Below are 11862 nucleotides of genomic sequence, written 5' to 3'. Positions count from 1 at the left end.
TCAGTGCTTCATGAACGGCGGCACGTCGACGTCGTCATCGTCGTCGCCGCGGCCGCCGACGCTCACCGTCACACCGTTGGTCGCCGCCGGGACGGTACCCGGGTCGGCGTTGAAGGCACCGACCTTGCCGGCGCTCGCCGTGCCGAAGGTCTGCGCCCGGTGCGCGCCACCGGCAGCAGCCGGCGTCGCCGTCGCACCCGGCACCGCCGAGGTGACGGGCTTACGACTCTGACCCGCGGTGTCGAACCCGGCCGCGATGACCGTGACCCGGACCTCGTCGCCCAGCGAATCGTCGATGACGGTTCCGAAGATGATGTTGGCCTCGGGGTGCGCGGCGTCCTGCACCAGCGACGCGGCCTCGTTGATCTCGAACAGACCGAGGTCGCTACCGCCGGCCACCGACATCAGCACGCCCTGGGCGCCGTCCATCGACGCCTCCAGCAGCGGCGAGTTGATGGCGATCTCGGCGGCCTTGAGCGCACGACCGTCACCGCGGGCCGAACCGATACCCATCAACGCCGTGCCGGCACTGCTCATGACGCCCTTGACGTCGGCGAAGTCGACGTTGATCAGGCCGGGCGTGGTGATCAGGTCGGTGATGCCCTGCACACCGTTGAGCAGCACCTCGTCAGCGCTGCGGAACGCGTCCATCAGCGAGACGGCGGCGTCGCCCATCTGCAGCAGGCGGTCGTTGGGGATGACGATCAGGGTGTCGCAGCTCTCGCGCAGTGCCTGGATGCCCAGCTCGGCCTGGTTCGAGCGGCGCTTGCCCTCGAACGAGAACGGGCGGGTCACCACACCGACGGTCAGCGCGCCGAGCTTGCGGGCGATGCCGGCGACGACGGGCGCGCCACCGGTGCCGGTGCCACCACCCTCGCCGGCGGTGACGAACACCATGTCGGCGCCGCGCAGCAGCTCTTCGATCTCGTCCTTGGCGTCCTCGGCGGCCTTGCGTCCCACCTCGGGGTCGGCGCCGGCACCCAGGCCACGGGTCGAGTCGCGACCGACATCGAGCTTGACGTCTGCCTCACTGAGCAGCAGCGCCTGCGCGTCGGTGTTGATCGCGATGAACTCGACGCCGCGAAGGCCCTGTTCGATCATGCGGTTGACGGCGTTGACGCCGCCGCCGCCGACACCGATCACCTTGATGACGGCGAGGTAGTTATGCGGGGGTGTCATCTGACGTCTTCCTCCCTGGCTCGGTTTGTCCTGAGCAAAACTTCTCGAATCAAAACCCTAAACCTCAACCATAGGGTTAGAGTTATGTCAAGTTGTTCCGCGCAAACAGAACGGTAGGGTGCGGCCGCGCCGCAGCCGTGCAGGCGCGCCGAGAGTTCACGCGATTTTTCTCGGCCCGGACGAGCACAGCGACGGGAAGTCGATGAGCTACTTCACAGTGGGCAGGTCGGGACTGGACACGTCATAGGTGTGCCCCGGCTGCGTGAGCAGCGCGCCCAGCTTGAGCGCCTTCTCCTCCGTGCGGTCGGTGGTCCCCCAGATGACCTCACGACCGTCGTTCAGCGTCAGCGTGACGGCGGCAACCGACGGCGCCCCAACCCGCGCGACCTGGCTGAACACCTCAGGACGCAGCGACAACAAAACCTCGAGGGCCGCCAGCGTCGCCGGATCCTTCGGCCCCGGATTGTCGGCATCGAGGTACGGCAGTCCCTGCGGCGGCGGCTCGGTCGCGAAATCCACCCCGTCGCGGTCGAACAGGTGCGGACCGTCCGGATACTCCTTGGCCGCCACCGGGACCCGCTCGGCCACCGTGATCCGCAGCGTGGACGGGTACTCCCGCTGCACCCTGGCGCTGGCCACCCGCCGGATCGTGGCGACCCGTTCGGCCACCGCGTCGGTGTTGACCTGCAGCAGCGGCGTGTCCGGTTTGACCGCGGCGGCCGCCTTCACCTCGTCTTCGGTGAGGCTCGCCAGACCGGTCACCACGGTGTGCCGGACCGCCATGATCGGCGTGAAGTACAGCACCAGACCCAGCGTGACGGCGACGACGGCCGTCACCGCCGACCACAGCAACATCTTCAGTCCACGGATGACACCGCGCGTGGGCGCCTTCGGCTGCTCGGACAGGCCCGCCGCCCGGCGCCGGGCCTCCTGACGCGCCTGCTCCAGGGCCCTGGCCCGCTCCAGCGCGATGCGGCGTTCCTCCCGCTCCCGCCGGGCACGGCGACGGGGCCCCTCGTAGTCGGGTGACGCGGGATCGGCCGACGCGGCGTCCGGCGCCGCCTCGTCCGCGGGCGCTTCTGCCGCCGCGTCCGGCGCCACCTCCGCCGCGACCTCGCCCGGCACCGTGTCGTCCTGCGCCGCAATAGGTTCGGCAGCCGGCTCCCCCGAGCCGTCCTCCACGGTCACGGCGTGGGCCGTCCCGGAGCTGCGCGGTTTGCCTTGATCTCCAGCGCGGTCAGGATCTCGCGGCCCAGCAGCGTGACATCGCCGGCGCCCATGGTGACGATGACGTCACCGGGACCGGCCTTGGCCGCCACCTGCTCGGCGACCGCGGAGAAGTCCGGCACGTAATGCACCGGGGCCGAGACGTGTTCGACGATGCTCGCGCCGCTGACGCCGGCCAGCGGGGCCTCCCGCGCGGCATACACGTCGAGGACGAACACCTCGTCGGCACGATCCAGCGCCTGGCCGAACTCCTTCGCGAAAGTCTGTGTGCGCGAATACAGGTGGGGCTGGAACACCACGATGGAGCGCGACGTGCCGGCCACCGCCCGCAACGCCTCGAGCGTCGCCCGGACCTCGGTGGGATGGTGCGCGTAGTCGTCGAAAACCCGGACGCCGTAAGCGGTTCCGACCGCCTCGAAGCGGCGCCGCACGCCTTCGAACCCGGTGAGACCGTCGAGCACGGCCTCCGGATCCGCGCCGACCTCGCGGGCCGCCAACAGCGCGGCCAGCGCGTTGAGCGCCATGTGCTTGCCCGGCACCGACAGCCGCATGCCCCGGCGGTGCGGCTCGCCCGCCAGTTGGATGGCGGCCACGCCGCCGGTGCCCTGCTGCTGCCAGGTCAGCAGCGTGGCTTCCAGATCCGTGCGCTGCGCACTACCCATGCCGTACCGCAGCACGCGAACGCCGCGCTCCACCGACCGCTGGGCCAGCGCCTCGGCGCCCGGGTCGTCGGCGCACACCACCAGCGCGCCCCCGGGACGCAGCCGGGCCACGAAGTCGTCGAACACCGCGGTGTAGGCCTCGACGCTGCCGAAGTGGTCCAGGTGGTCGGCCTCGATGTTGGTCACCACCGCCACGTCGGGCGTGTATTCGAGCAGCGAGCCGTCGCTCTCGTCGGCCTCGGCGACAAAACAGTCGCCGCTGCCGTGGTGCGCGTTGGTGCCGGCCTCACCCAGGTCGCCACCGACGGCGAACGACGGGTCAAAACCATTGTGCTGCAACGCCACAATGACCATCGACGTCGTCGTGGTCTTGCCATGCGTGCCGGTCACCAGCACCGAGCGGTAGCCGTCCATGAGCTTGGCGAGCACGACCGGGCGCATGATCACCGGGATGCCGCGCCGGTGGGCCTCCACCAGCTCAGGGTTGTCCCTGGGGATGGCGGCGTGCGTGCTGACCACGACGGTCGGACCACCCGGCAGCATGTCCAGCGACGACGCGTCGTGCCCGATCCGGATCTCGGCCCCGCGGGCCCGCAGCGCCGCGACACCACGGGATTCCTTGGCGTCCGAACCGGACACCTGGCCGCCGCGGTCCAGCAGAATCCGGGCGATGCCGGACATCCCGGCACCGCCGATACCGACCATGTGCACCCGGGCCAGCTCGGGTGGCAGCTCCCGCGCCGTCACCGGGCATCCGATCCGGCCGCGACGCCCGCGACTTCCAGGGCGATCTGCGCCACCCGCCGGGCCGCGTCACGGTGGCCGGCCAGCGCGGCCGCCGTCGTCATCTGATCCAGTGCGGCGGTGTCGCGCATCAAGTTTCCGATCCGTTCGGTGACGAAGTCCGGGGTCAGCTCGGCGTCGTCGACCAGCAGGCCGCCGCCGGCGTCGACCACCGGGAGTGCGTTGAGTCGTTGCTCGCCGTTGCCGATCGGCAGCGGCACGTAGACCGCGGGCAGACCGACGGCACTGACCTCGGCGACGGTCATGGCGCCGGACCGGCAGATGGCCAGATCGGCAGCCGCATAAGCCAAATCCATGCGGTCGAGGTACGGCACCCCGACATACGGCGGCGCGCCCGGCGCCGGCTCCGGCAGCTCGAGGGTGTTCTTGCGGCCGTAGGCGTGCAGGACCGAAACACCTTGCGCGGCGAGGCTTTTCGCCGCACCGGAAACGGCGCGGTTGAGCGACTGCGCGCCCTGGGAGCCGCCGAACACCAGCAGCACGCGGGCGTCGTCGGCGAATCCGAAGAACTCGCGGGCCTGCGCGCGCAACGCGGCCCGGTCGAGCGAGGTGATGGACTCGCGCACCGGGATGCCGACGACCTCGCCGCCCTTGAGACCCGAATCCGGTACCGCGGCCAGCACCCGGCGCGCCGAGCGGGCGCCGACCTTGTTGGCCCAGCCCGCGCTGGCGTTGGCCTCGTGCACCACGACCGGGACGGTGCGGCGCCGGCGCAGTCCCCCACCGCGGGCGGCGAGGTAGGCCGGCAGCGAGACGTAGCCGCCGAAGCCCACGACGACGTCGGCCTGGACGGCGTCGAGGACGTCGCGGGTCTCACGCACCGCGGCGCGAACCCGCAGCGGCAGCCGCGCCAGGTCGGCAGAAGGTTTGCGCGGCAACGGAACCGGCGTGATCAACTCGAGGTCGTAGCCACGTTCGGGAACCAGCCGGGTCTCCAGCCCGCGGGCCGTGCCGAGGGCGGTGATCCGGACATCGGGCCGCAGCGCCACCAGTGCGTCGGCGACCGCCATCGCGGGTTCGATGTGACCTGCGGTGCCGCCTCCGGCCAGAACCACCGAGATGCGGGGCCCTCCCCCGTCGCTCCGGCCCGAACTCACACTCACCCGTACCGCTGACCTTCCAATGTGCGGACCCGCGGGTCCGACCGGCGCGGGTCACGTCTTTGTTGACCCTTGAGGTCACCATTTTGCCTTGCACGCCGTCCGGCACCGTCGGCCGGTACGGGGTTTCGGCGGGCGCGGTCCGACCGCCGGTCCGGTTCCTCGGTGCGTCGCGTGCGCCGCGGGGCGTCGGTCCGGCGCTGCCGGCCCGGCGGCTCCTGCCGGGTGGCCTGCCGGGTGGGGCGGGCAGCCTTGGCGGGCTTTGCCGGCTTGGTGGGTTTGGCCTGCCGGGCGGCAGGCTTGCGGACCGGCTTGTCGCCGCGGCCACGCAGCCGGTCCCGGGCCGAGTCCAGCGTGGTCGGCGAATACGGCACGGGCGGCGGCAACCGCAGGATCCGGTTCATCCGGTCGTCGCGGCCGGCGCGCAACGCGGCCACCGCCTCGGGCTCGTGGCGCGCCGCATTGGCGATCAGGCCGATCAGCAGAAGCGTTGTGGCCGTTGCGGTTCCACCGGCGGAGATGAGCGGCAGCTGGATACCCGTGACCGGCAGCAGGCCGAGCACGTAGCCGACGTTGATGAACACCTGGCCGACCACCCACAGCGTGGTGGTGGCGGTCAGCAGCCGCAGGAACGGGTCGACCGACCGGCGGGCGATGCGCATACCGGTGTAGGCGAACAGGCCGAACAGCGCCAGCAGGCCCGCGGCGCCGATGAAGCCGAGTTCCTCACCGATGATGGCGAAGATGAAGTCGTTGTGCGCGTTCGGCAGGTAGTTGAACTTCGCGGTGCCCTGCCCCAGCCCGTCACCGAACATGCCGCCGTTGGCCAGCGCGTACTTGGCCTGCCGCGACTGATAACCGATGCCCTGCAGGTCGGAGTCGGGGTCCAGCCACGCCCGCACGCGGTCGGAGCGGTAGCCGGCCGAGACCGCCATGATCGCGGCCGCACCGATGCACAGGACCAGGGAGCTCAGGAAGATCCGCAGTGACAGACCGGCGTACCAGAGCAGGCCGAGCAGCACGATGCTCACCGACACCGTCTGCCCGAGGTCGGGCTCGGCCACGATCAGGCCCAGCGCCAGCACCGCCGCGGGGACCAGCGGGAACAGCAGTTCTTTCCAGCCGGCGTGCTGCATGCGGCGGGTCGCCAGCAGGTGCGAACCCCAGATCGCGAAGGCGATCTTGGTCAGCTCGGACGGCTGCATCGAGAAACCGGCGACGACGAACCAGCCGCGGGCGCCGTTGGACAGGTGGCCGATGCCCGGGATCAGCACCAGGGCGATCAGCACGAGGCTGACGATGAACGCCGGCAGCGCCATCCGGCGCATGAACGCGATGGGCAACCGCAGCGCGACGTAGAACGCGATGAGGCCGATGACGGTCCAGAGCACCTGCTTGGCGAAGATCGTCCAGGGCGAGCCGTCCTCGTCGTACGAGTGCACGCCCGAGGCCGAGAGCACCATGGTGAGACCCAGGGTGATCAGCAGTGCCGCACAGGCGATGACCAGGTGGAACGACGTCATCGGCCGGCTCAGCCAGGCCCCGAACCGGGCCCGGGGGCCCTGCCGCTTGGGTTGAGCGGCCTTCGCCGTCGACTCCGCGGCCGCGTCTTTGCCCGCGTCTTTGCCCGCGTCTTTGCCGCCGGCGTCGGAGGCGCTCGGGTTCTTCTCGTCCGGGGCCTGCGGCGTTTCCGGGCCGGCTTTGCCCCGGCGCAGCTTTGCAAGGATGTCCGGCATGTGACTACCCGACCTCGTCGTTCACATTGGTCACAGAAACCACAACTGTCCCTTGCATCCCAAAATCCTCCCCTGTCGCACCCGCAGGGCGTGGCACATCCGGCGCGTGTCGCCGGAATGGGGCGATTTGCCAGGAGTCCCTCATCACACGGCCCGCGAGGCCCCCGTGGCTCCTTGACACTGCGCCGCGGGCGCACGGTCAGCGGCGCGCCGTCACGAATGCGACGTCACGGCGAGATTCGGCGCGTTCTGCCGCCGCCTGGTTACATTCGCGGCGGCCGCGGCGTCGGAGAAATCAGCTCTTGATCGCCGCGACCGCCTTGACGAGCAACTCCTTGGCGACCTGCGGATCGACGTCGGCCTGGACGACGGCCACCGTCTTGTCCCCCAGGACGGCGGTGTAGGTGGTCTCCTCGATGGCCTTGCCATTGGCGGCGATGTGCGCCTGTACGCCCATGGTCTTGGCGCCCGCGATGTCGGGGCCGGGAACGCGGTCGACCGTTGCGGTGACGCCGTCGGTCGAGTCGACGGTGAACTGATCGCAGCCCGCGTGGCCGAGTTCGCCGACGGTGCCGGCCGCTTCCGCCGCCATCACGATGACGGTGTGGCCCTCCTGGTTGCTGCCGATGAAGCCCGCGGTCTTGGCGCCGACGCCGGCGGGCGCGAGCGGCTTGAGCAGCGACGCGCACTCGGCGGGAGTGACGATCGACGGCGGAGTTGTGGTGAGCGCGCCGACACCAGGTGCGTCCAGCTTCTCCTGCGTGACGGTGTCGGCCTCCAGATCCATCGGGTCGTAACCCGGCGGCAGGCTGCTCTTGGCACCGCCGACCTTCGAGATGTCGTACTTCGCCGCGGCCTGGCCACCACTCCCGGACTTGCCGTCCGAACCGCCGCAACCGGCGATCAGCGCCGCGCCCGCCAGCACGACAACCGGCCCGACCAGGTATTTCTCGACACTCATGGCGCGAACCCTAACAGCGGCCTCGGGCACCACCGCGCAAATGCTGAATGTCGGCTGGGAGCCGCGTGTCTAGCGGCCACCCGCCGACAGCCATTCGCTGTAGAACAGCGCCACCCCGAGCCCGCAGGCGATGGCAGTGAGCAACCAGAACCTGATGATCACCGTGGTCTCGGCCCAGCCGGCCAGCTCGAAATGATGGTGGAACGGCGCCATGCGGAACACCCGCCGTCCCGTGGTGCGGAAGGCCAGGATCTGGACCACGACCGAGGTCACCTCGGCGACGAACAGGGCGCCGAGCACGATGGCCAGCGTCTCGGTCCGGCTGGTCACCGACAGGCCGGCGATGATGCCGCCCAGTGCCAGCGAGCCGGTGTCACCCATGAAGATCTTCGCCGGTGCGGCGTTCCACCACAGGAAGCCGATGCATGCGCCCGCTGTCGCGGCGGCGACGAGCGCCAGGTCCAGCGGGTCACGAACGTTGTAGCAGCCCGGTCCCGGGCTGGTGGCGCACGCGTTGCGGTACTGCCAGAACGTGATCAGCACATACGCCGCGCTGACCATCGCCATCGCGCCGGCCGCCAGCCCGTCCAGACCGTCGGTGAAGTTGACGGCGTTGGACCACGCGCTGACCAGGATCACGATGAACAGCACGAACAGCAGCGGGCCCAGGGTGACGGTCGCGATCTCGCGCACGTAGGACAGGCCGGCGCTGGCGGGCGTCAGCCCGTAGCCGTTGCGGAACTGCAGCACCAGGACGCCGAACAGCACGGCCGACACCAGCTGGCCGACGGTCTTGGCGGTCTTGTTCAGACCCAGGTTGCGGGCCCGGCGGAGCTTGATCAGATCGTCGATGAAGCCGACGGCACCCAGCGACGTGGCCAGACCGAGCACGAGCAGGCCCGAGGCCGACGGCCCCTCGCCGTCGACCAGCAAGCCGACAAGGTGGGTACCGAGATACCCGCACCAGATGCCGGCGATGATCGCCACGCCACCCATCGACGGTGTCCCGCGCTTCTTCTGGTGGCTGGCCGGACCGTCCTCGCGGATCTCGTGACCGAAGCCGCGGCGGGTGAACAGCCGGATCAGCACGGGCGTCAGCACGATCGACACCGCGAGCGCGATACCGACGGCGAACAGGATCTGGATCATGCCTGCCCCTCCCGTGCCAGCTCCTCGGCCAGCGCGCCGAGCCCCGCGGAGTTCGAGGCCTTGACCAGCACGACGTCGCCGGGCTCCAGCTCGGCGCGCAGCAAATCAAGCGCGGCTTCGGCATCGGGGACGGGCGATACCTCGCTGCCCCACGAACCTTCCATCACCGCGCCGTGTTGCATGGCGCCCATAGTCCTCCCGGTTCCGACGACGACCAGTCGTGACACATCTAAACGCACGGCCAGTCGACCGATGCTGTCATGTTCGGCAATCGCGTCGTCACCCAGTTCGGCCATCTCGCCGAGCACCGCCCAGCTACGCACCGGCGCGCCGGATTCGGCGCGCGCCGACTTGGCCATCCAGGCCAGTGCCTTGAGGCCCGCGCGCATCGAGTCGGGGTTGGCGTTGTAGGCGTCGTTCACCACGACCACGCCGTCGGCCCGGGTGGTGACCTGCATGCGGTGCTTCGAGACGGGGCCGGCGCCGGCGAGCGCGTCGGCCACCTGCGGCAGCGTCGCGCCGCATTCCAGCGCGACGGCGGCGGCGCTGAGCGCGTTGGACACCTGGTGGTCGCCGTGCACGGCCAGAGCGACGTCAACCTGCTGCTCCCCCGCGTGCAGGGTGAAGCGCGGGCGGGCCAACTCGTCGAGGGTGACGTCACCGGCCCACAGGTCGGCGCCCGGCGAGCGGGATACCCGCACGACCCGGGCCCGGGTGACGTCCGCCATGGCGGACACGGCACCATCGTCGGCATTGAGGATGACGACACCGGATGCCGGGACAGCCTGCGGCAGTTCGGATTTCGTCGCGGCGATGACGTCGCGTGAACCGAATTCGCCGAGATGCGCGGTGCCGACGTTGAGCACCACACCGATCGACGGCGGCGCGATCTCGGCGAGCGCGGCGATGTTGCCGGGGTGCCGCGCGGACATCTCCAGCACCAGGAAGTCGGTGTCGCCGGTGGCGCGCAGCACGGTCCACGGATGGCCGAGCTCGTTGTTGAACGATCCGGGCGGCGCGATCACCTCACCCAGCGGCGCCAGTACCGCGGCCAGCAGGTCCTTGGTCGACGTCTTGCCCGACGAGCCGGTGACGCCGATGATCCGCAGACCGCCGGCGGTCAGCCGGTCGGCCACGGCACGGGCCAGCTTGCCCAGGGCCGCCAGCACCGCGGCACCCGAGCCGTCGGTGTCGTGCTCCAGCGCGCCCGAGGCCGAATCGACCTGTCCGGCAACCGGTTTCACGACGATGGCCGGCACGCCGACCGGCCGGGCCGCCAGCACCGCGACGGCACCTGCCGCCACCGCACCCGCGGCGAAGTCGTGTCCGTCGGTCCGGGCGCCCGGCAACGCCAGGAACAGCCCGCCTGCGGTGACAGCCCGCGAGTCGAATTCGACGGTGCCCGTCACACGCGTGGCGGCGGCAGCCTCCGGCGTGATGTCGGACAGTTCGCCGCCGACGATGTCGGCGATCTCTGCCAGGGTCAGGTCGATCATGCGGGTGACTCCCCAGCTTTCCCGGCCGCCGCATCGAGCGAGGCGGCCAACTCATCACGATCATCGAAGGGCCGGGTCTGGCCGGCGCGGGTCTGGCCCGACTCGTGGCCCTTGCCCGCCACCAGGACGGTGTCGCCCGCGCGCGCCCAGGCGACGGCGTGGTCGATGGCGGCCCGGCGGTCACCGATCACCACCACCTCGGCCGAACCGTCGGCGGCGCCCGCGGCGATGGTGGCCCGGATGAGGTCGGGATCCTCGTCACGCGGGTTGTCGTCGGTGATCACGACCAGGTCGGCGAGTTCCGCGGCGATGCGTCCCATCGGTTCGCGCTTTCCGGCATCCCGGTTGCCGCCGGCGCCGAACACCACCGCCAGGCGGCCCTGGGTCTGCGGGCGCAGCGTCTGCAGCACCGCCTCCAGGGCGCCGGGCTTGTGCGCGTAGTCGACGAGGGCCAGGAAGTCCTGGCCGCGGTCGATGGGCTGCAGGCGGCCGGGCACGGTGGCGGTCGCCAGTCCGGGTGCCGCCTGCTCAGGCGTGACACCGACGGCGTCGAGCAGTGCCACCGCGAGCAGCGCGTTGGCGACGTTGTAGCCGCCGGGCAGGCCGATCCGCAGCGCGTGCCGGGCGCCGTCGGGCCCGACGGCGGTGAACTGCTGGCCGCCGCGGTCCGCCTCGATGTCGGTGACGGTCCAGTCGGCGTCGCCGGTGGTGCTGACGGTCACCGGATCGGCGGCCCGCGCCGCCATCTTGCGGCCCCAGTCGTCGTCCACGCAGACGACCGACACTTCGGCATGGTTGGGCGAATCAGGTTGGAACAGCCGGGCTTTGGCGTCCAGGTAGGCGTCCATGGTGGGGTGGAAATCGAGGTGGTCGCGCGACAGGTTTGTGAAACCGCCGGCGGCGAAGCGCAGCGCGTCCACCCGGCCCAGCGACAGCGCGTGGCTCGACACCTCCATCACGACGGTGTCGACACCGCGTTCGACCATGGTGGCCAGCAGCGCCTGCAGCGCCGGCGCTTCGGGGGTGGTCAGGGAGCTCGGCAGGTCGCGCCCGTCGATCCGGATGCCGACGGTGCCGATGAGCCCGGCCACCCGTCCCGCGGCGCGCAGCCCCGCCTCCACCAGATAGGTGGTCGTGGTCTTGCCGGACGTTCCGGTGATGCCGATGACGCGCAGCCGCTCCGAGGGCCGGCCGTAAATTTCGGCGGCAACTTCCCCTAGGACCGCCCGCGGGTCGGGGTGCACGAGGACGGGCACATCCACGTCCAGGAGCTCCCGCCCCTCCGGGTCGGTCAGCACCGCGGCGGCGCCGGCCGCGACGGCGTCGGCGGCGAACCGCGCGCCGTGGGCGGCCGATCCCGGCAGCGCCGCGAACAGGTCACCGGCGACGACGTCGCGACTGCTCAGCGTGACACCGGTGACGCGCAGCTCACCGGCCTGGGCCTCGGACGGCAGCGCGGCGCCGACGTGGTCGGCCAACGAGCCCAGCGCGGCCCCGACAGGGTCAGCGGGGCGCAAGGTAGGCGAAGACATGGCCATGACACAGTAC

The 11862-nt window shown here is 70.9% G+C and carries 9 protein-coding genes; all 9 read right to left on the bottom strand.

Annotation, left to right across the window (positions count from 1 at the left end; genetic code table 11):
* Complete coding sequence (gene ftsZ / locus ACJH7A_RS20995; protein ID WP_212812064.1) at window positions 1-1179, bottom strand: cell division protein FtsZ; 1179 nt, start codon at window positions 1177-1179, stop codon at window positions 1-3.
* A gap of 207 nt (window positions 1180-1386) precedes the next feature.
* Window positions 1387-2367, bottom strand: coding sequence for a cell division protein FtsQ/DivIB (locus ACJH7A_RS20990; RefSeq protein ID WP_305798713.1), 981 nt, complete (start codon window positions 2365-2367; stop codon window positions 1387-1389).
* Window positions 2364-3773: a UDP-N-acetylmuramate--L-alanine ligase gene (murC, locus tag ACJH7A_RS20985; protein ID WP_371824567.1), complete on the bottom strand. Its 1410-nt coding sequence runs from the start codon at window positions 3771-3773 to the stop codon at window positions 2364-2366. The genes ACJH7A_RS20990 and murC overlap by 4 nt, the downstream gene beginning before the upstream one ends.
* A gap of 38 nt (window positions 3774-3811) precedes the next feature.
* Window positions 3812-4975, bottom strand: a complete 1164-nt coding sequence (murG, locus tag ACJH7A_RS20980) for an undecaprenyldiphospho-muramoylpentapeptide beta-N-acetylglucosaminyltransferase (RefSeq protein ID WP_256445356.1) — start codon at window positions 4973-4975, stop codon at window positions 3812-3814.
* Window positions 4972-6708, bottom strand: a complete 1737-nt coding sequence (gene ftsW, locus ACJH7A_RS20975) for a putative lipid II flippase FtsW (protein ID WP_212812066.1) — start codon at window positions 6706-6708, stop codon at window positions 4972-4974. Before ftsW ends, murG begins: the two co-directional genes overlap by 4 nt.
* 295 nt (window positions 6709-7003) lie before the next feature.
* Window positions 7004-7669 carry a DUF5642 family protein gene (locus ACJH7A_RS20970; protein ID WP_212812067.1) on the bottom strand — a complete coding sequence of 222 codons (666 nt, stop codon included), beginning with the start codon at window positions 7667-7669 and terminating at the stop codon, window positions 7004-7006.
* A 69-nt stretch (window positions 7670-7738) separates the two neighbouring features.
* Window positions 7739-8818: a phospho-N-acetylmuramoyl-pentapeptide-transferase gene (gene mraY, locus ACJH7A_RS20965; RefSeq protein ID WP_212812068.1), complete on the bottom strand. Its 1080-nt coding sequence runs from the start codon at window positions 8816-8818 to the stop codon at window positions 7739-7741.
* Window positions 8815-10314 (bottom strand): UDP-N-acetylmuramoyl-tripeptide--D-alanyl-D-alanine ligase, encoded by a 1500-nt coding sequence (gene murF / locus ACJH7A_RS20960; protein WP_212812069.1) that lies wholly within the window; start codon window positions 10312-10314, stop codon window positions 8815-8817. Before murF ends, mraY begins: the two co-directional genes overlap by 4 nt.
* Window positions 10311-11846 (bottom strand): UDP-N-acetylmuramoyl-L-alanyl-D-glutamate--2,6-diaminopimelate ligase, encoded by a 1536-nt coding sequence (locus ACJH7A_RS20955; RefSeq protein WP_371824535.1) that lies wholly within the window; start codon window positions 11844-11846, stop codon window positions 10311-10313. The genes murF and ACJH7A_RS20955 overlap by 4 nt, the downstream gene beginning before the upstream one ends.
* Window positions 11847-11862: the final 16 nt, after the last annotated feature.

This window comes from Mycobacterium sp. SMC-17 (genome assembly GCF_045310915.1).
GTDB lineage: Bacteria > Actinomycetota > Actinomycetes > Mycobacteriales > Mycobacteriaceae > Mycobacterium.
The sequence above is the reverse complement of the archived record's forward strand: the minus strand, read 5'-3'. Positions and strand labels throughout refer to the sequence as shown.

Bases quoted from the DNA above. Each gene is read 5' to 3' on its own strand.
- ftsZ (WP_212812064.1), bottom strand. From the start codon at position 1,179: ATGACACCCCCGCATAACTACCTCGCCGTCATCAAGGTGATCGGTGTC.
- murC (WP_371824567.1), bottom strand. From the start codon at position 3,773: ATGGTCGGTATCGGCGGTGCCGGGATGTCCGGCATCGCCCGGATTCTG.
- ftsW (WP_212812066.1), bottom strand. From the start codon at position 6,708: ATGCCGGACATCCTTGCAAAGCTGCGCCGGGGCAAAGCCGGCCCGGAA.
- ACJH7A_RS20970 (WP_212812067.1), bottom strand. From the start codon at position 7,669: ATGAGTGTCGAGAAATACCTGGTCGGGCCGGTTGTCGTGCTGGCGGGC.
- mraY (WP_212812068.1), bottom strand. From the start codon at position 8,818: ATGATCCAGATCCTGTTCGCCGTCGGTATCGCGCTCGCGGTGTCGATC.
- murF (WP_212812069.1), bottom strand. From the start codon at position 10,314: ATGATCGACCTGACCCTGGCAGAGATCGCCGACATCGTCGGCGGCGAA.
- ACJH7A_RS20955 (WP_371824535.1), bottom strand. From the start codon at position 11,846: ATGTCTTCGCCTACCTTGCGCCCCGCTGACCCTGTCGGGGCCGCGCTG.